This is a genomic window from Streptomyces sp. NBC_00829 (assembly GCF_045161795.1).
Classification (GTDB): domain Bacteria; phylum Actinomycetota; class Actinomycetes; order Streptomycetales; family Streptomycetaceae; genus Streptomyces.
In genome coordinates, this window is record NZ_CP108867.1 from 8588517 (window position 1) to 8605991 (window position 17475).

Below are 17475 nucleotides of genomic sequence, written 5' to 3' on the forward strand. Positions count from 1 at the left end.
GCCGCGCTGTTTAAGGGCGGCGTGGGACCATGTCCATCACGAGCGTCTTGCCGCTGCCGGCCTGCCCGGCCACGAACACCACTACCGGGTGCTGCTGGGGTACCGCACCGCTCACGGCGCCGGGAAGAACCGGCGTGGCCGGGGCGACGGCCTTGTGCAGCGATGGATGCGGGGGCGGGGTACTCACGTACTCCTCCACGAACGGATTCACGGTGCGGGCCAGAGGCGGGAGAACACGGGTGCGCCCGACCGGGCTGGCCGGGCGCGCCGAAGGGGGTACGGGATCAGCGCAGGCGTCCGAGGTGGATGACGCTGACGCGGATCTGCTGGTCGTTGATCTCGTACATCACGCGGTAGGCGCCGATGTGGATGCGCAGCAGGTCGGTGCTGCCGAACGCGCCGTCGGGGCGGGGGTTGCCGGCGAGGCGGTCGACGGCGGTGAACACCTGCCGCACTCCGGCGGGGTCTTCCTTGGCGAACCGCTCCGCCTGGGCGAGGGCCTCGGGCTCCCAGATGACCTCGTAGCTCACGCCTCAGCTCCGCCGAACACGCGGCGGTACGCCTCGTCGTGCGGGATGCCGGCGTTCTCGCCGCGGGCCTGGCGGGCGCGGTAGGCGGCCAGGGCCCGCAGCTCCTGCAGTTCGAGGGCGTCGGCGGGGCTGACCAGTATGGCGACGGTCTGTCCGTGGTCGGTGATGGCGACCGGTTCCCGGGTGGCGCTGACTTCGCGCGCGATGGCGCCCAGGCGGGCGCGGGCTTCCACGATCGAGTAGGTCGTTTCCGTCATGCACACCAGCTTACAGAAGTGTGCACATCGCCGCCATCGAACGCACTCGGTGTCCCATGTATGAGTTGTTCGATGCGGTCGACGCGCTGGTCGCGTCCCGCTCTCCGCTGCCGTCGGCGGAGGAGCGCAAACGGCTGCGGACCGCGCACGGCCTGACGCTGGACGAAGTCGCCGCCGCACTGAAGGTGCGCCGGGCGACGGTGTCCGGCGCTGGGAGTCGACGAGGAGGCCGACCGAGCCCGGGCCCGGAGCGTGAGGCGTGCGCGCGGCTGCTTGCGCAGCTCGCGGAGCTCTACCCCGCCCCGGCCGCTGCGGTGCCGGCCACGTTCACCGGCGCGCCCGCCCCGGCTGCGATGTGCCGGTTTGGTGTCAGTGAGTGGGTGTCAGTGACGGCATGTCAGGCTGGGAGGTTTTCGCTGGTCGGGCGTTGAGGAAGGGCGAGGTCACTGACGTGGAGTGGTGTATGCGGGGGTGTTGCTGTCATGGGGCCGGTACACCTTGCCCTGTTCCGCTGTCTTGGGAACGGCACTTCTGATCCGGCTGTCGTCTCGGCGACCGCCCCTGCCGGGGGCGGCGAAGGGACGAGGCGATGGGGACCCCCACCCACGGGTCGGGCTGGGGCAGTCCTCGGGCCGATCACACCGGAAGCCGGCCCGTGCGGGCAAGCCGTAGTGGGCTCCTTGGGTGCCCACTACGGAGGGCACTTGGGGACCCCCTTTGGTGCCCGGGACTCCGGGTCGGGGAAAAGCTCCTGGTCAGGCCGGGAATCGGCGTGAGTCCCGCTCTGTTGGGGGCCCTCTTCTCTTCTCTTGAACTTGCTGGTGATGTCAGTGGTGGAGGAGATCATCGGGTCCGGGGGCCGGATGCCCTCTGCGGCCGGGCCGGCCTGGCTGGCGCCTGGCCGGTGGCCGGTCGCGAGTGATGAGGGAGCGGAGCTGATGGCGGGGATGAGGAAGGCTAATCCGGCGGGGTCGACGAATAGTTTCCGCGGTGATGTGCTGCGCGTGCTCGGAGTGCTGAAGGTGGCCACGGCTGATCAGATCCAGCGGATCGGCGCTCCGCACCTGAGCTTTAGGCACACCGACAAGGAGATCCCGTCGAAGCAGAAGCAGGCCCGCACTGCTTCGCACACTGGTGCGCTCTCGGACATGCGCAAGCACGCTCTCGCCGAGAACGGGGGCTCCACCGAGGCGGGGGAGAGGCTGCGGAACCTGACCGCCAAGGGCTTGGAGGCTGCCTCCTACGAGCTGCGGCGGCCGGTGACGGAGATGGGTTCCACGGCACGCGGTGCGGGCTCCAGCGGGGCTTCCCACCCGATGGCCGTCAACGAGACCGTGATCGCGATGCTGCGCCCGAAGCCGAATTTGGCCAGGCTCGCCGAGGATCCGCCCGCAGTCCGGGCGGCTGCCCAGGCGGCCGTCGACGCACCCGATGGGATTGGCACGATCGCCTCGTACTGGACCGAGATCCCGCTGCCCGCCACGGGCACGTGGAACGCGCCGGGGAAGGGCGGTGCCCAGGCCGACGTTGTGCTCACCGCTCCGCAGGACGGGGTGCCGCTGTTGTTCATCGAGGTCGACAACTGCCACGAGACTGCGGAGGAGCTTGCCGACAAGCTGGAGAAGTACGCCCGTTTCTTCCGGCGGGAGATGAAAGACACCGACGGCAGGGAACGGCCGATGTGGCGCACCCGCTGGACGGCTCCGGCCTCCTGGTCCGGCGACAGGACGCATCCGCCTGTGCTGCTGGTGTTCAACCGCATCGGCGACCGCAACCCCAACCGCACGGTCCCGCGCCTGACTGAACTCACCCGCCACCTGTGGGAGAGGGAGCGGCAGCGTGGCGGGCACCACGTCTACGACGGGAGGATCCCGATCATCGCGACGGGGCTGCAGAACCTGCGCGAGCACGGTCCGGCCGGCGCCCCGCGTTCCTCCGCTTCGGCCGCGACGGCATGCAACCCCTGCTGGAGGCGATCGGCAACCCCCGCCGCGAGGCGGCCGACGCCCGGGAACGGGAAGAGGCCAGGGCCCGTCAGCAGGAGTACAAGGCACAGCTGCGGCAGGAAGCCGAGCAGAAGGAAGCTGAGCGTGTGGCCCGCCGCCCCGCCTGTGCCTCCTGCGGGGCGAAGTTCACCGACGACCGGTGGGCCCGAAGGACGGGCCCAGGTGGCGCCCGACGCTGTGCGAAGAGTGCGAGGACCGAGCCATCGAGGCCGAGCGCCAGGCCGAGCAGGACGAGCGCGAGCGCCAGGAACAAGCCGGGGCCCAGGCGGCGCAGAAGGCCGGAGGCTTGCGCTCCTGACCCGGGCAAGCCGAAGGTGAGCCTGGGCAAGCCCGCCGGGTGACGATCGCACCGCCCGGTTCGTCGCCCCACACACTGTCAGCAGCCCTTGAGACGCGAGCCATTGGACGCCACTCGAGGGCCACCCGCTGGTACTGATTCGGACGGTGTTCCGCGAAACGCCTCATCGGGTCCACTGCGTCTGACAGTTTCGGACCCGTGGATCAGGCGTGGGCAGCGGATATCGCGGGCGGCGTCGGGCTTGTCAGTGCGGTATCGCTGGTGCTCTCGTCGGCGGGCTTGCCGCAGTGCGGGGTGCTCGGATCGGTGCAGAGACGAACGCGGCCGCAGTACGGGCGCAGGTTCGGGAGGAGGCTGCTCTGGCGCACCAGCACTGGTCCGCGAAGAGCGGCAGAGGGCATACCTACACGTGATGGATGTGTATGCCGCGTTCAACGCCCAGTCCATAAAGCGTCGCGAGCAACTGGAGCAGGGCACGGTGCTGGATGAGGCGTCGCTGCAGTCCTACGCTGGGGATCGCCTCGCCCTCGCCGCCGCATGTAGCCACCTGGCGCTCCTAGGGCCTGTGTGATGTCGTGATCAATCGGCTGCTTGCAGGAGCTCTCCGAGCCAGATCATCGAGGCGCGCAGTTCGAGGCCGGCGAGATAGCTCTCGGGTGTCTTGTCGAAGCGTGTGGCGATGCCGCGCCAGTCCTTGAGCCGGTTGATCAGTCGCTCGACGGTGTTGCGATCACGGTAAAGACCGGCGTCGAATAGGATGGGGTGGCCGCCGCGGCTTCCCTTCTTCTTGCGGTTGGCGGCCTGGTCCTTCTTCTCCGGGATGACCGCCTTGATGTGGCGTCGTCGCAGGTGGGCGCGGTTGGCGCGGGACGAGTACGCCTTGTCCGCGGCGACCGCGTCCGGCCGGGTGCGGGGCCGGCCGGACGGCACGGACGCGGATGTTCTTCAGCACGGGGACGAACTGGGGGCTGTCCGCGGCCTGCCCGGCGGTCAGAACGAACGACAGCGGTCGGCGCTTGCGGTCGCCGGCAAGGTGGATCTTGCTGGTCAGTCCGCCGCGGGACAAGGGGCTGCGACAGGAACACAAACGGGCGTGGACGCAGCAGCGGGAAGCCGACGTGGCTCCCTACGTACGCGACGTCGCCCCGGCCCTGCTGTGGCACGTCCAGGAGGCCGGGTGGGATCTGCTCGCCTTCGAGGACATCGACGGCCGCCTGGCGGTCTACGTCCCCGGCTCCGACGACCTTCCGTTGGTCGTGGACGTCATGACGCGGCTCGGGGAACACCAGAAGCCGGACATCGTGATGCGGTCGGTTCCGGACCGGATGAAGAACCACAGTCCCACGCCGGAGCTTTTCGCCGGGGACATGCGGCTGCACACGGATTGGTTTCCCACCAACGTCCTGATCGCCCAGGACCGGGCCGTACTGGTCGACTGGACGTGGACGTCGTACGGCGCGGGATGGATCGACCCTGCCCTATGGGCGGTGTGGCTCATCAGGGAGGGTCACACGCCCCGTAAGGCGGAGCGATGGGCCTCCCAGGTGCCCGCGTGGGCCGCGGCGACGAAGGAGGGCCTGGACGCATTCACGGCGGCCACCGTCAGCGTCCGGGAGGAGATCACCGCTGACGATCCGGGAGCCGTGGATGACCGGGATGCTGACCGCTGCAAAGGCATGGAACGAGTACCGGCGCATGGTCTGACTGGCAGTCTGGTTTTCGGCACACCCCGACCGAGAGGAACCCATGAAACTGAAACAACTCGCCGCCACAGCAGGAGCAGCCCTGCTGACCGCGCTGGCACTGCCAGCAGACGCCCACGCCGCCGCCGTTGCCTGCGGAGGCGCCGTCTCGACCCAGAACATCGGCGCACAGGGCTGTATCTCCGCCGAACGGTGGAAGGACGGCCACGTCTTCATGCGGAACATCACCGCCCACGCCGTCATCACCAACTCCCGCGCCCACGCCTCCTACGTCGACTACGAAGCGTATTTCCGGATCCGCGAAGGCGGCCACTGGGTCAAGCTCGGCAACGGCCGCACGATCGTCCAGCGCAGGTCCACGATCGGCCCGTTCGAGATCGGCAACACCGACCGCGTCTGCGGCCCCGTCAACGCCACCGCCGAAATCCGGGTGCATGTGAGGCCGGCCGGCGGGGCGTGGAGCAACTGGAGCGGAGCCGTGACGAAGCAGTGCCAGACGTGAGCTAGTGCCGCATCAACCAACGTTCGCCCTGTCGTGACGCGCCGTCCGGAGTACGAGCCCGGGCGGCGAGTGTCCGCCATGCTGTCCTCGTGGCTGAGCGTGTACGGGTGCGTGAGATCGATGGCGAGGAGGGGCAGCGGCTGCTGCGGATCGTGCGCCCGGCCCCGGTTCGGTGGTGACCTGGCGGCGGGCCCAGATGGTGCTGCTGTCCGCGCAAAGTATGGACGTGAACAAGATCGCTGAGGTGACGTTCACCAGCCCGGACCGGGTCCGTGATGTCATCCACAACTTCAACGCCGACGGCTTCGAGGCGCTCTACCCCAAGTACAAGGGCGGGCGCCCGAAGACCTTCACCCTGCCGGAACGGCGGGAGGTCAAGAAGATCGCAAAGTCGAAGCCGGCCGAGCACGGCCTGCCGTTCTCGACCTGGAGCCTGGTCAAGCTGGCCGACTTCCTGGTCGCTGAGGGGGTGGTCGACGACATCAGCCACGAGGGCCTGCGCATCCTGCTCCACGAGGAAGGCGTCACCTTTCAATGCCTGAAGACCTGGAAGACCTCGAAGGACCCGGACTACGAGGCGAAGAAGGCCCGGGTCGAGCACCTCTACGCCATCGCCGACGGCGAGGTCTTACCCGAGGACGGCGAGCCCGAAGTCATCTACTGCATGGACGAGTTCGGCCCGCTCAACCTCCAACCCCACCCCGGACGCCAGTGGGCCGAACGCGGAGGCAAAGGGAAGGATCCCGAGCGTGAGCCCAGGTCGCGCCGCCGGGCCACCTACACCCGCCCGCACGGCGTTCGGCACCTGTTCGCCGCCTACGACCTGGGCAAAGACCAGCTCTACGGCCACATCAAGAAGACCAAGACCCGGTCGAAGTTTCTGGAGTTCTGCCGCTACCTGCGCTCCCTGCACCCTGCTGAGAGGCGCATTGCGATCGTCTGTGACAACTACTCGCCTCACCTGACCACCAAGCGGTGCAGCCGGGTCGCGGACTGGGCCGACGCGAACAACGTCGAGATCGCCTACACCCCGACGAACAGCTCCTGGCTGAACCGGATCGAGGCCCAGTTCACGGCCCTGCGTTACTTCGCGCTCGATGGCACTGACCACCCCACGCACAAGGCCCAGGGCAGCATGATCCGCCGCTACATCATCTGGCGGAACAAGCACGCCGCCGACGAACGCCTCCGGAAGGTCGTCACCAGGGCGAACGTGGCCTGAAGGAGCTACTCGCCTTCGTCGCGGCGCAAGTAGGAACGGATGTCGTCAAGTCCGTCGAGGGCTCGTCCGTCAACGTCCGACGGGTCGAGCTCGGCCCGGGTCGCCAGTGCCTCGGCCAGCACAACCGCTCGATCACTGAGTTGTCCGAACCTGCGGGCCGTGTGTCCCAGGCACAGGCCGGCCAGCCCAAGCAGTTGGCTCCCAGCCGCCGCCCTGGTTCCCACCTCGATACAGCAGTGCTCGATGAACGCTCGATCGTCGTCGTTCAAAGCGATGCCGACCAGCGCGGCTGCTGCCGGGGCTTCCAGCGCGCTGTCGTGGAGTGCCCCTTCCACTGCCTCAGCGACGACATCATGGGGCAGCGCGGGGGGATTCTCGAACGTGCGGTGGGAGTGCGTCACGCAGGGAGGCTACGCGGTACACCTGGACCCGCAGCGCGAAGCCTAACCCCCGACGTCAGGGTGAATGGGGCGAAGGTTGTCTGATGCGGCACTAGGTACGACGACGCCCCCGCCTCCCGGAAAGTCCTCAGATCGTGCAATGGTGGCGCCAAGAAGGAGGCGAGGCCATCACCTTCGGCAGTGACGCGCACGATCCGGCTGCCCTCGCCAACGGTTTCACGGACGCCGCCGCGATGGCGGAAGCCAGTGGATTCCGACCCGGACGACACCCACACGACTTCTGGAGACGAGGCTGACGCGAGCCCACCTGACCGGCCAATCCCGACCTACTGGCGGGTGCTCTAAGCTTGAAATTAAAGGTTTCCCCTCGGTTCTTCGGGTCGAGGGGTGTCCTTTTTGTGCTGGTGTTTGCCGACGGGGTGTCGGGGGGCGGGGCTGGTGGTGGTGCCCCGTGGGCGGCCTGGGCCGGGGTGGGTGGCTTTCGGCGGTTTCGCGGGAGTGCCCAGGATCTTGCGGATGCGGGGATAGCCGCGGCGGACCCGGCCGGGAGTGAGCTGATCCGATGTGAGTGGCTTCTCCCAGGGCCGGCGCAGATCGCCGGTGAGGGTGCGGGCGAGTCGGAGCTGGGTGTAGGCGGCGAGGATCAGCCAGACCCAGCGGTCGGCCTGAGCGGGGTGACGCAGGCGGGGGCGGGTCATGCCCAGGGCCTGCTTCCAGAACCGGAATGTGTGTTCGATGTCGAATCTTCTCAGGAAGATCCGCCACAGGCGGTCGACGTCGTGAGTGTCGGCGTCGGGGGCCGAGTGCCATAGCCATAGCGGCTTGGGATCGCGGTTGCCGGGCAGGCGCTCGACCGCGAGGTGTACCAGCGTTCCCTCCACGTTGGGCAGGTCACCCGGGTGATCGGCCCAACCGCCCTGGCGGCGTTCGAGTTTGGGGTGCAGGCGTCCCCAGCAGCGGGCGGTCACGGCACCGAACCGGTCATGACGGGTGGTGGACTCCTGGACGGGTGCGGGGTGGGTGGCCGGGTCGGCCAGCCGGAAGGGTGCGCCATGACGCGGTTGGCGGCCTTTGGTGGGTCCCCTGCGGCGCCCTGGCGGGTGGTGCATGACGCGGTCGGCGCGGATCCGCCCGAGCAGCCGGACCGGCTCGTTGCGCAGCAACCACGTCAGCCGCACGATGTCGTAGCCGGCGTCCAGCACGAACAGCACCTCGGGGTCGCCCTCGCGACACTGACCAGCCTCGCGCAGGCGCGTGAGCAGGTTCCGGACCTGGGCGGCGGTGACCTCGGTCAGGTCATCGTCCGGGCCGAGGCGGACCGCGTCCAGCGGCCCGGTCCACGAGGTCCGTCCGCCGCCCAGCGCGGCGGCGACCTGGTAGGGCCAGCCCGGAATCGTCTGCCGCACCCCGTCGCAGCGGCACGGGCGGTGGCAGTGCAGCCGGTCCGGCGAGCACTCCGCGTCCGGGCGCGGCCACGGTGTCACGTCCAGCGCGATCGAGATCTGCCGGTCCGTCCCGCGCGGAAGCTCCAGCCCGGCCAGCGCCAACCGCAGCCGCGACACATCCAGGCGGCCTCGGGCGAGCGCGTCGTACATCGCCCCGTGCCCACGCCGGTGAACTGTCTCAAGCGACAACTCCGGCAGCGACACCACCGGGCCGCCCGCGCACAGCACCGCGTCCGTCAACTCGAACAACGCATCGGCACGGCGGGGCATTGCCGCGTACAACTCCATTCGAAAGGAGGACAGTTCGGCAAGTGCCTGCCGATGAGCGGCTCCAGGGACGACACTCGACACTGACGACCTCCCGGCCCGTTGTGCGACTCGACATCACACAGCGTGAAAGGGAGGTCGTCGCCATGTCCGGCAGATCCCCATGTGAGTGAACGATCCGAACCTCAAACGATCACTGAAGGTTAAATTTCAAGCTAAGCGATGTAGTAGGAGATCGCCGCGCATGCCGCCGACCGCTTCAGGTCGGCTGAGACCGTGTCAGGACGACACGTCTTTGAGCGTCCACCGGAAGACAGCGTCGTCACCCTGCGGCTCGGAGAGGTAACCGACGAACCCCGGGACGGCGGTGTTGCCCCGAACGACGGCGCCCTCCGCCGCATCCTCGCTGGTCAGCATCACGGTTCCGGAATCGGACGGCAGCGTCTTCCAGTGCTGCGACGAATCGTCGGCGGACGCGCATTTCATCAGCAGTACGTAGTTCCCTACGCCGTCGAGGCAGTACCCGCTCTCGGCATTGCGGATCTGAGACCAACCCCCGCCGGCGTCTGTGAGCACCCATTGCTGGCTTGCCGTACCCGCTGGCTTCGTCTGCCTCAGCTGGGATTGGCCCCCTGGGACCGGGGTCGCGTCGAGCACAGCGTCCGCTGCGGCACTGTGGATCGTCACCTTGCGCTCGGGATCCCCTGCGCTGGCGGACGGTATCAGTGTCACACTGAGCAGTACCGAAAGGCCGCTCACCGACACGGCAACGTGGACTTTCTTCATCAAGTTCTCCTCTTCGCCTTGTGTGTTGCGCTTCTCCCGGCATTCACTGCCCGGCGCGAAAGCGGCCCGGTGCGGCTGGTGTCGCACCGGACCAAACGCGCGGCGGTCCGGCCGGTCCTCTGTGCGGATCAGCCAACTCACCGCAGACCCGAGGTAGTCGCGGCGGGCCTCGCCGAAGGTGCCTTACTGCGCTGCGGCGGCACCCGCCCCGATTCCCCACACCGTTTATACAGCCCAGCAACGCCCCCAGGAACAGGCGGTGAGATACTAGAGAGGCTTTTACAGATCCCTTAAGAATTGGTTAAGAGGGTGTCTCATGTGGTGGCTGTGTGAGGTGCGGCATGATTGCTCTTCGTGAGTGCTGATCTGTCGCAGCGGCTGGTTCCTGACGGGTTGTGGGATCTGGTCGTTCCGTTGTTGCCGTCGTTCACGCCGAGTCCGCAGGGTGGCGGAACCGCGCCCGTGGACGAGCGTTCGGCCGTTCGGATTGCCCGTCCGGGCATCGAGTCCTCCGAACGGCTCGGGTGGCACCGCTGGAAGATCGAGAGGTCCATCGCCTGGTTGTTCGGCTACCGCCGCCTCGGCATCCGCTACGACGCAAGGGAAGTCATTTCCTCGCCATTCTCGGCCTCGCCGCCACGCTGAACTGCTACAAAAAAACCACCCAACTCACCACGTGAGACATCCTCTTAATCCTCACCGGATCCGGAGCAGGGTGACAAGCCAAAACCGTTGATCTCGTGAAATGTATCGGTGCCCACGCCAAAACGCTTCGGTCCAACGAAACGGATCCTTGGGTTGTGAACCATTCCGGGGTCGGATGGAGGCTCGATTCTCTGAGAGCGTGTCTGAGATCGGGCCTATTGGGCGGTTTTCCGTAGAGGTCGGGGTCCTTGGCGTGTGGCGGGGCGGCCCCGGGTGAGTCGGCGCAATATCACGTCGGTCATGGCCCAGCGGATCATGGTTTCGGAGTCTGCCGGGTCACGTTCGTAGTCGCAAGCCAGGCGGCGGCGCATGGTGATCCAGACGAGAGTGTGCTCTACCGCCCAACGCTTCGGCTGGACCTTGAAGCCCCGTAGGCCGGGGTCCTTGCGGACGATCTCCAAAGTGCGGTGCAGGACGGTGGCGGACCGGTCGACGAGTCGGCCGGCGAAGCCCTGGTCGGCCGTGCGGCCGGAGGAACAGGTCTTCACGGCGATGCTGACCGGGTTCGCCAATCAGCAGCTGTCGCGGAACTAGTCGGGTGGGTGGGGGTGGAAGCCGTTCTCGGTGTGGAAGGACAGCGGCACTGATCCGGCGTTGCCGTGGAAGCTCTCCTGCCCGGACACGGGCACGACGTCCTGCACGAGGGCACCGGATTTCTCAGCCTGGTAGGCGAGAGGCTCGCCGAGCCCGCAGGCCACCATGGTGAGCACCGCGGCCGAGACGGTGGCTCGGTGCTGGACCGAGCCGGGTACGGACGGTGTCGCGGGCAGGGCCACCTGATCGACGGGCAGGCTGCCGATCATCAATGTGCCGTGCGGGCCGGAGTGGCTTCGAAATCGGCGCACCCCACGGCGCAGCGGGAACGGAAGGTCCTCCCAGGCGTCCCGGGCTCGGGCCACCCACTCGGGGTTGTCGACCTGGTCGTGCCCGCCCGTGCACAGGGTGCGGGCCAGCCGCTCGCACGCGCCGGCATCGGCAGGGTCAAGTGCCCAGTCGGCGGCGACAGCAGGGCTTTTGGTGGTGCCGGCGTCGTCTCGGGCATCAGGGTCTCCTGCCGGAGGTGTGGGCGGCGGACACGCGGACTCACGAGTGGCGCAGGCCGGCCACGGCGTCGGCGAGACCCGGGCCTGCGGAACCGGGGCCTGCGCAGCCGTCGCCGCAGCTGTCCAGCGCCACGGCATCCCCTCGGCCGCCGCGTCCTACACCGTGGACGTTCCCGGCGGCCAGCTGCGCGTGGACCGGATCGCCGACGGCTCCATGGAACTCACCGGCCCCGCCCAGATCGTCGCTCAGGGCACGACCGTGCTTGCCTCTTCTGCTGCCTCGGCCGGTGCCGCAACGGTGCACTGAGCGGAGCGTGAGCTTCGCAGCGAGCACGCTGCCGAGATCCGGGAGCTGAAGGACACCGTGGCCGCCTACGCCACCCAGATCCAGGTTCTGGCCTTGCGCAACGCCGAACTGGAGACACAGAACGCCCGTCTCTTCGAACGGCTCCGGCAGTTCGGGGACGACGTCGCGGTCCTGCCGGCCCAAAGCTCTCCTATGTCCTGAGCGGACGAGTCACCTGCCCGGTCGCGTTGCCTTCACCGGTGTGACTAATGTGTCGCGCGACAGCGCATATGCGGCCCGACACGGGGACCTGATCCTCCCCTAAACGAGAGGGGCGGGCCCTTGCCCTGACAGAGCACACGGTTCAGGCGAATGGGTATGCGAGCAATCTAGTGCCGCATCAGACAACCTTCGCCCCATTCACCCTGACGTCGGGGGTTAGGCTTCGCGCTGCGGGTCCAGGTGTACCGCGTAGCCTCCCTGCGTGACGCACTCCCACCGCACGTTCGAGAATCCCCCCGCGCTGCCCCATGATGTCGTCGCTGAGGCAGTGGAAGGGGCACTCCACGACAGCGCGCTGGAAGCCCCGGCAGCAGCCGCGCTGGTCGGCATCGCTTTGAACGACGACGATCGAGCGTTCATCGAGCACTGCTGTATCGAGGTGGGAACCAGGGCGGCGGCTGGGAGCCAACTGCTTGGGCTGGCCGGCCTGTGCCTGGGACACACGGCCCGCAGGTTCGGACAACTCAGTGATCGAGCGGTTGTGCTGGCCGAGGCACTGGCGACCCGGGCCGAGCTCGACCCGTCGGACGTTGACGGACGAGCCCTCGACGGACTTGACGACATCCGTTCCTACTTGCGCCGCGACGAAGGCGAGTAGCTCCTTCAGGCCACGTTCGCCCTGGTGACGACCTTCCGGAGGCGTTCGTCGGCGGCGTGCTTGTTCCGCCAGATGATGTAGCGGCGGATCATGCTGCCCTGGGCCTTGTGCGTGGGGTGGTCAGTGCCATCGAGCGCGAAGTAACGCAGGGCCGTGAACTGGGCCTCGATCCGGTTCAGCCAGGAGCTGTTCGTCGGGGTGTAGGCGATCTCGACGTTGTTCGCGTCGGCCCAGTCCGCGACCCGGCTGCACCGCTTGGTGGTCAGGTGAGGCGAGTAGTTGTCACAGACGATCGCAATGCGCCTCTCAGCAGGGTGCAGGGAGCGCAGGTAGCGGCAGAACTCCAGAAACTTCGACCGGGTCTTGGTCTTCTTGATGTGGCCGTAGAGCTGGTCTTTGCCCAGGTCGTAGGCGGCGAACAGGTGCCGAACGCCGTGCGGGCGGGTGTAGGTGGCCCGGCGGCGCGACCTGGGCTCACGCTCGGGATCCTTCCCTTTGCCTCCGCGTTCGGCCCACTGGCGTCCGGGGTGGGGTTGGAGGTTGAGCGGGCCGAACTCGTCCATGCAGTAGATGACTTCGGGCTCGCCGTCCTCGGGTAAGACCTCGCCGTCGGCGATGGCGTAGAGGTGCTCGACCCGGGCCTTCTTCGCCTCGTAGTCCGGGTCCTTCGAGGTCTTCCAGGTCTTCAGGCATTGAAAGGTGACGCCTTCCTCGTGGAGCAGGATGCGCAGGCCCTCGTGGCTGATGTCGTCGACCACCCCCTCAGCGACCAGGAAGTCGGCCAGCTTGACCAGGCTCCAGGTCGAGAACGGCAGGCCGTGCTCGGCCGGCTTCGACTTTGCGATCTTCTTGACCTCCCGCCGTTCCGGCAGGGTGAAGGTCTTCGGGCGCCCGCCCTTGTACTTGGGGTAGAGCGCCTCGAAGCCGTCGGCGTTGAAGTTGTGGATGACATCACGGACCCGGTCCGGGCTGGTGAACGTCACCTCAGCGATCTTGTTCACGTCCATACTTTGCGCGGACAGCAGCACCATCTGGGCCCGCCGCCAGGTCACCACCGAACCGGTGCCCGGGCGCACGATCCGCAGCAGCCGCTGCCCCTCCTCGCCATCGATCTCACGCACCCGTACACGCTCAGCCACGAGGACAGCATGGCGGACACTCGCCGCCCGGGCTCGTACTCCGGACGGCGCGTCACGACAGGGCGAACGTTGGTTGATGCGGCACTAGTGATGCGCGAGCTGGACGAGACGTCCGCTGGCGGCCCGATTGGGGCCCGCCTGGCCGCCTGGCGCCGCCGCCGGGGACTGACCCGGGATGAGCTCTCCTCCAGCATCGGTCTGGAGTTCGGTTACCTCGCCGGGCTGGAGACGGGCGGGGAGTGGATGGATCGCCGCGGCCGGCTGGCAGCGCTGGCCACCGCCTTGCGGCTGGATGTCGCGGACCTGACCGGTCAGCCCTACCCGCCACGCGGGGAGGAGCATGCGGCGGTTCGGGCGGTCGCCTTCCACCTGCGGCGCCGCTTGGTCCGCCGACAAGCTGACACGGCCCCCGGCGTGCTGCTGGAAGACCTGGCGGAACGGACCCGGGCCGCTGCACGGGCCGATGCCGCAGGTGATGACCACCATCTCGCGATCGCGCTGCCTTGCCCCCGGACTACACCACGCTCCTCTGCGTTCGCCCCGACCCGCTCGGCGGCGGCCCCAGCATCCTCTCCGACGCCCACGCGGCGGTGGCGCGGCTGTCGGAGGACAGCCGCGCCCTCCTGGCCGAGACGGCCTACAACTACGGGACCTTCTTCGACCTGCACGGCGTCGGCGAGGAGTACAAGCCGTTCCCGATCCTGGACGGCTCCGACCCGGGCGGGCGTCCGCTTCACCGCCGAGATGCTGGAGAGGTCCCAGCTCGGCCAGGCGCACGCCGACTCCGCCCGGGAGCTCGCCGACGAGCTCGTCCGGGGGCAGGTCTCCTTCATGCTCCAGCCCGGGGACTACCTCATCGTGAACCAGCGCCGCTTCCTGCACGGTCGGGAGGCACTCTCCAGCGGTCAGGAGACCGTCCCGGTCGCCGACCGGCGGCTACTCCTCCAGTTGTTCCTCCGCGCGAGGGCCGGCGACGGCTCGGCTGCGTAGCCAGCCGACGGCACCATGACCCACCGAGTCCCACCTCCAGGTCCAGCCCCCGAGCACACGGCACGGCCACGGGGCGGGGCCCAGTCGGGCACCCCCGGAAACGGTTGCGCACCGGGCTCCTCGGGTCCGTGCACGGATCTAGATGCGCGAGTTGCGCAGCGACTGCCACACAGCGCCGGCCAGCGCCCGCGTCGCCCGCGGGACCGACAGATGCTCGTGCTCGCGGTACAGGGCCCAGTTGTATTGCACGAGCGAGAGCTTGTTGGAGGACAGCGATCCCGCCTGGTGGGCCCTGTACACCGCAAGCGGCTCAGCCAGGCCCCGGGCGTCAGCGCCGTCCCGCATGAGCGACAGCCAGAGAGCGTAGTCCTGGCGCTTGCGCATCTCCGGCATCAGCCTCGTGCCCAGGACATTGCGGTCGTACATGGCCGTGAGAGCACCGATGTGGTCCTGGACCAGGATCGCGCGGTAGTCCACGTGCTCCCGCGCACGGACCACCCGCCCGTTCGGAACCCAGTTGGTGCTCTCGCCGTCGTAGTCGGCGGCCATCTTGAAGTACGAGGTGAACGTCAAAGGCGCAGTGGCCTCCGCAGCGAAGGCGAGCTGCTTCTCGGTCTTCTCCGGAAGCCACATGTCGTCGCTGTCGAGAAAGGCGATGTAGTCCCCGCGGGCCCGCTCGATCGCGAGGTTGCGGGCCCGGCCCGCACCGCCCCGCTCGGGTGCCGACTTCGGCAGAACGCGCTCGTCCTGCTCGGCGAACTCGCGGAGCAGGTCCATGGAGCCATCGGAGGACTGGTCGTCGGTGACCAGCAGCTCCACGTCGCTGTGAGTCTGCGTGAGCACCGATCGGACGGCTGCGCCGACGGTGGCCGCCGAGTTGTACACGGGCATCACGACAGACACCAGGGGCACAGCGCTTCTCCTTGCCAGACCAGGAACGACGGTCCATTCAAGCACCGCAATCGAGTAGGAGCTGCCATGCAGATAGTTGTCGCTGGTCAGGGCTACGTAGGGCTTCCACTGGCCGTACGCGCCGCAGAGGTGGGTCACCGTGCCGTCGGCTACGACGTGGACCCGCACCGCGTCCAGCAGCTCGCCGCCGGCCAGTCCTACGTGGAGGACGTGGCCTCCTCTGCTGTACCCGACCCACTCCATCGGCGGGATCCTGGGAGCCTGGCAGACCCACGCCACGAGCGTCAGCGCGATCGGTGTCGTCGACGACCGCGAGGACGGAGTGTTCGACCGCGAGGTCAGCCAGTTCGACAACGACATTTCCAACGCCACCGCACTGTTCGAAGTAGCCGGCGGCGGCTCGTTCCGGATCAATGAGTTCCGCAGGGTCGGGTACCCCTCCCACATCAGGGAATCCAGGTTCCGCTTCTTCGGCACCGAAGGCAGCTTCGAACAGCTCGCGACCGTCAGCCTCTGGCAGGACAAGAAAGGCGTCGAAGACGTCAGCGACCACCTGCACCCGAGGCCCACACTCGCCCCGGACGACCCCTCACTGGCCGATCTCGCCCCCGCCTTGCGCAACGCCTTCACCTCCGGCACGGCACCGGTCCACGACCCCTCCCGGCTCCCCAGCCAGTTCGCCCACGCCCCCAACGGCCACGAGGGCAGCCACCACTTCCTTGCCGACGACTTCGTGACGGCCGTTACAACCGGGACACCGCCCCCGGTCAATGCCTGGACCGCGGCCCGCTACACCCTGCCCGGGATCATCGCTCACCAATCCGCCCTGCAAGGAGGCAACCGACTGGAGATACCCGACTTCGGTAACGCTCCGGGCGCAGGCCGGCTGGATGATTGATCTTGCAGGCACATGGCCGATCGGCCGATGCCGAGAGCCCGTCCTGGCAGGCACGCTGAGCTGAGATCAACGAGGCGGATGCCCAGGTCAGAAGACCTCCCGTGCGTGAGCGGACGTGCTGGCAGGCAAGGGATCCCCATCTGACCTACTACGGAGCGCCTCGACCGGTTTCAGCCGGTCGGGGTGCTCCATCGTTCCCGGCCTCGTGCGTGAGCGGACGGTACGGCGGCAGGCGCTAAGGAGGCCCCACGGGCACGTGGCACCAGGTGGGCGGCGGCTTCAGCTGCGGCTCTGTCGACCTCAGGCTGCAGGCTCGTGTACGTGTCCGACGTCAGCGTGATCGTGGAGTGCCGCAGCGTCTCCTTGATCGTGGGGAGGGCGCCACCGCCGCCGCGGGTGAGGGTCGCGGAGAAGTGCCGCAGGTCCCGCAGGGCGCATGCGCCTGAAATCGATGGGACCGAGGCGGTATTCCACTGGAGATGTGCAGTCGGCCGACCCGCGGTCGTGATTCGTGCTCGACGGGCAGCGCCTCGTAGACCGCGAAGGTGGTCGGATAGCCGGATCACAAGAGCTCTGTTCACCCATTCGCCCTATTCAGGGTTCGTTCTCGGTCGACGGAAATGGCTGTGCGGCTCCATGCCGTACCGGCAGCCGCTCCGACGTCGCGCCATACCGGCAACCCCGAGATCGGCGATCCACCGGCCCATTCTGTGGGTCGCCTTTCCGCCGATGTGCGCCATATTTCCGAGGTCGCCCGCATCGACGAGAATGTAAGCAAGTACCGCACGCTGGCCAAGGAGACACGCCTGCCGCTGATCGTGGCCGCGGGGGCACACAGGTTCACCGGGCTCGGTGTCGAGCAACTTGACCACTTGCTGAAGGGCGAACATACCTTCACGGTGCAGTTCAACCCCGCTGACACGTACATCCACGAGCCGTTGCTGTTCCAGCCCGGCAACCCGCCACGCTGGGCGATGCCCCCTCAGCTGGCCGGGGTGCTGTGGGTGGACAACACATTCCCTTTCACCACCAGGTGGCGGCCCAACCCCGACGCCCGGACGCTCGCGCCCACCCGGCTCATCGGGAACTGGTCCCCCTGACCGCCCGGCGGGGCAAAGCGCTCATAGCCGCTCAGCGACCCAACTCGTACGACCAGGCGCGGCCGGTCTGCCGGTACTCCTCGACCGGGATGGGGTCGATGCCGG

Annotated in this window: 18 protein-coding genes and 6 pseudogenes; 12 read left to right on the forward strand and 12 right to left on the reverse strand. The window is 68.0% G+C overall.

The window, feature by feature from the left end; translation table 11 throughout:
• Nucleotides 1-10 precede the first annotated feature (10 nt).
• The 3 genes from OG293_RS38375 to OG293_RS38385 form a co-directional block, all read right to left on the reverse strand.
• Nucleotides 11-187 carry a zeta toxin family protein gene (locus OG293_RS38375; protein WP_406003349.1) on the reverse strand — a complete coding sequence of 59 codons (177 nt, stop codon included), beginning with the start codon at nucleotides 185-187 and terminating at the stop codon, nucleotides 11-13.
• A 97-nt stretch (nucleotides 188-284) separates the two neighbouring features.
• Nucleotides 285-530 carry a type II toxin-antitoxin system RelE/ParE family toxin gene (locus OG293_RS38380; protein ID WP_406003350.1) on the reverse strand — a complete coding sequence of 82 codons (246 nt, stop codon included), beginning with the start codon at nucleotides 528-530 and terminating at the stop codon, nucleotides 285-287.
• Nucleotides 527-787, reverse strand: a complete 261-nt coding sequence (locus tag OG293_RS38385) for a type II toxin-antitoxin system Phd/YefM family antitoxin (protein WP_406003351.1) — start codon at nucleotides 785-787, stop codon at nucleotides 527-529. Before OG293_RS38385 ends, OG293_RS38380 begins: the two co-directional genes overlap by 4 nt.
• A gap of 56 nt (nucleotides 788-843) precedes the next feature.
• Between OG293_RS38385 and OG293_RS38390 the strand changes: the two are divergent.
• Both OG293_RS38390 and OG293_RS38395 read left to right on the forward strand, forming a co-directional pair.
• Nucleotides 844-1137: pseudogene (locus OG293_RS38390) on the forward strand (helix-turn-helix domain-containing protein); the annotation flags it as partial.
• 588 nt (nucleotides 1138-1725) lie between these two features.
• Nucleotides 1726-3111, forward strand: a complete 1386-nt coding sequence (locus OG293_RS38395) for a replication-relaxation family protein (protein ID WP_406003352.1) — start codon at nucleotides 1726-1728, stop codon at nucleotides 3109-3111.
• A 559-nt stretch (nucleotides 3112-3670) separates the two neighbouring features.
• Here the strand turns inward: OG293_RS38395 and OG293_RS38400 are convergent.
• Nucleotides 3671-4154: pseudogene (locus OG293_RS38400) on the reverse strand (IS5 family transposase); the annotation flags it as partial.
• 683 nt (nucleotides 4155-4837) lie between these two features.
• Between OG293_RS38400 and OG293_RS38405 the strand changes: the two are divergent.
• Nucleotides 4838-5296: a hypothetical protein gene (locus OG293_RS38405; protein WP_406003353.1), complete on the forward strand. Its 459-nt coding sequence runs from the start codon at nucleotides 4838-4840 to the stop codon at nucleotides 5294-5296.
• Nucleotides 5297-5385: 89 nt separating this feature from the next.
• Nucleotides 5386-6518, forward strand: a pseudogene (locus OG293_RS38410) (IS630 family transposase).
• A gap of 5 nt (nucleotides 6519-6523) precedes the next feature.
• On the opposite strand, the gene OG293_RS38415 reads toward OG293_RS38410, so the two are convergent.
• The 3 genes from OG293_RS38415 to OG293_RS38425 form a co-directional block, all read right to left on the reverse strand.
• A complete protein-coding gene (locus OG293_RS38415; RefSeq protein WP_406003354.1) occupies nucleotides 6524-6919 on the reverse strand; it encodes a hypothetical protein in 396 nt (131 codons plus the stop codon).
• Between the two features lie 353 nt (nucleotides 6920-7272).
• Nucleotides 7273-8715, reverse strand: a complete 1443-nt coding sequence (locus OG293_RS38420; protein WP_405997214.1) for an NF041680 family putative transposase — start codon at nucleotides 8713-8715, stop codon at nucleotides 7273-7275.
• Nucleotides 8716-8910: 195 nt separating this feature from the next.
• The gene (locus OG293_RS38425; RefSeq protein WP_406003355.1) at nucleotides 8911-9558 is read right to left on the reverse strand and encodes an RICIN domain-containing protein; all 648 of its coding nucleotides are present in this window, start codon (nucleotides 9556-9558) and stop codon (nucleotides 8911-8913) included.
• 342 nt (nucleotides 9559-9900) lie between these two features.
• On the opposite strand from OG293_RS38425, the pseudogene OG293_RS38430 reads away from it, so the two are divergent.
• Nucleotides 9901-10020: pseudogene (locus OG293_RS38430) on the forward strand (IS5/IS1182 family transposase); the annotation flags it as partial.
• A gap of 257 nt (nucleotides 10021-10277) precedes the next feature.
• On the opposite strand, the gene OG293_RS38435 reads toward OG293_RS38430, so the two are convergent.
• Nucleotides 10278-10634, reverse strand: coding sequence for a hypothetical protein (locus OG293_RS38435; protein ID WP_406003356.1), 357 nt, complete (start codon nucleotides 10632-10634; stop codon nucleotides 10278-10280).
• Between the two features lie 18 nt (nucleotides 10635-10652).
• Nucleotides 10653-10925: a hypothetical protein gene (locus OG293_RS38440; RefSeq protein WP_406003357.1), complete on the reverse strand. Its 273-nt coding sequence runs from the start codon at nucleotides 10923-10925 to the stop codon at nucleotides 10653-10655.
• A 286-nt stretch (nucleotides 10926-11211) separates the two neighbouring features.
• On the opposite strand from OG293_RS38440, the gene OG293_RS38445 reads away from it, so the two are divergent.
• The 3 genes from OG293_RS38445 (at nucleotide 11212) to OG293_RS38455 (ending at nucleotide 12331) form a co-directional block, all read left to right on the forward strand.
• A complete protein-coding gene (locus OG293_RS38445; RefSeq protein ID WP_406003358.1) occupies nucleotides 11212-11472 on the forward strand; it encodes a hypothetical protein in 261 nt (86 codons plus the stop codon).
• A gap of 57 nt (nucleotides 11473-11529) precedes the next feature.
• Nucleotides 11530-11673, forward strand: coding sequence for a hypothetical protein (locus OG293_RS38450; RefSeq protein WP_406003359.1), 144 nt, complete (start codon nucleotides 11530-11532; stop codon nucleotides 11671-11673).
• A gap of 262 nt (nucleotides 11674-11935) precedes the next feature.
• Nucleotides 11936-12331, forward strand: a complete 396-nt coding sequence (locus tag OG293_RS38455) for a hypothetical protein (RefSeq protein WP_406003354.1) — start codon at nucleotides 11936-11938, stop codon at nucleotides 12329-12331.
• A gap of 5 nt (nucleotides 12332-12336) precedes the next feature.
• On the opposite strand, the gene OG293_RS38460 is transcribed toward OG293_RS38455, so the two are convergent.
• Together OG293_RS38460 and OG293_RS38465 are read right to left on the reverse strand one after the other, a co-directional pair.
• Nucleotides 12337-13470: an IS630 family transposase gene (locus OG293_RS38460; protein WP_406003360.1), complete on the reverse strand. Its 1134-nt coding sequence runs from the start codon at nucleotides 13468-13470 to the stop codon at nucleotides 12337-12339.
• An 84-nt stretch (nucleotides 13471-13554) separates the two neighbouring features.
• Nucleotides 13555-13956, reverse strand: a complete 402-nt coding sequence (locus OG293_RS38465) for a hypothetical protein (RefSeq protein ID WP_406003361.1) — start codon at nucleotides 13954-13956, stop codon at nucleotides 13555-13557.
• 258 nt (nucleotides 13957-14214) lie between these two features.
• On the opposite strand from OG293_RS38465, the gene OG293_RS38470 reads away from it, so the two are divergent.
• Nucleotides 14215-14460 carry a TauD/TfdA family dioxygenase gene (locus tag OG293_RS38470; RefSeq protein WP_406003362.1) on the forward strand — a complete coding sequence of 82 codons (246 nt, stop codon included), beginning with the start codon at nucleotides 14215-14217 and terminating at the stop codon, nucleotides 14458-14460.
• A 138-nt stretch (nucleotides 14461-14598) separates the two neighbouring features.
• Here the strand turns inward: OG293_RS38470 and OG293_RS38475 are convergent, their stop codons facing one another.
• Nucleotides 14599-15372: a glycosyltransferase family 2 protein gene (locus OG293_RS38475; RefSeq protein WP_406003363.1), complete on the reverse strand. Its 774-nt coding sequence runs from the start codon at nucleotides 15370-15372 to the stop codon at nucleotides 14599-14601.
• A 66-nt stretch (nucleotides 15373-15438) separates the two neighbouring features.
• Between OG293_RS38475 and OG293_RS38480 the strand changes: the two are divergent.
• The 3 genes and pseudogenes from OG293_RS38480 to OG293_RS38490 all read left to right on the forward strand — a co-directional run.
• A pseudogene (locus OG293_RS38480) lies at nucleotides 15439-15522 on the forward strand (hypothetical protein); the annotation flags it as partial.
• Between the two features lie 58 nt (nucleotides 15523-15580).
• A pseudogene (locus tag OG293_RS38485) lies at nucleotides 15581-16270 on the forward strand (gfo/Idh/MocA family oxidoreductase); the annotation flags it as partial.
• 626 nt (nucleotides 16271-16896) lie between these two features.
• Nucleotides 16897-17370, forward strand: coding sequence for a hypothetical protein (locus tag OG293_RS38490; protein ID WP_406003364.1), 474 nt, complete (start codon nucleotides 16897-16899; stop codon nucleotides 17368-17370).
• Nucleotides 17371-17475: the final 105 nt, after the last annotated feature.

Excerpts from the sequence above, each read along its gene's own strand:
- OG293_RS38385 (WP_406003351.1), bottom strand. The coding sequence starts at position 787 with ATGACGGAAACGACCTACTCGATCGTGGAAGCCCGCGCCCGCCTGGGC.
- OG293_RS38395 (WP_406003352.1), top strand. The coding sequence starts at position 1,726 with ATGGCGGGGATGAGGAAGGCTAATCCGGCGGGGTCGACGAATAGTTTC.
- OG293_RS38405 (WP_406003353.1), top strand. The coding sequence starts at position 4,838 with ATGAAACTGAAACAACTCGCCGCCACAGCAGGAGCAGCCCTGCTGACC.
- OG293_RS38440 (WP_406003357.1), bottom strand. The coding sequence starts at position 10,925 with ATGATCGGCAGCCTGCCCGTCGATCAGGTGGCCCTGCCCGCGACACCG.
- OG293_RS38465 (WP_406003361.1), bottom strand. The coding sequence starts at position 13,956 with ATGGTGGTCATCACCTGCGGCATCGGCCCGTGCAGCGGCCCGGGTCCG.
- OG293_RS38470 (WP_406003362.1), top strand. The coding sequence starts at position 14,215 with ATGCTGGAGAGGTCCCAGCTCGGCCAGGCGCACGCCGACTCCGCCCGG.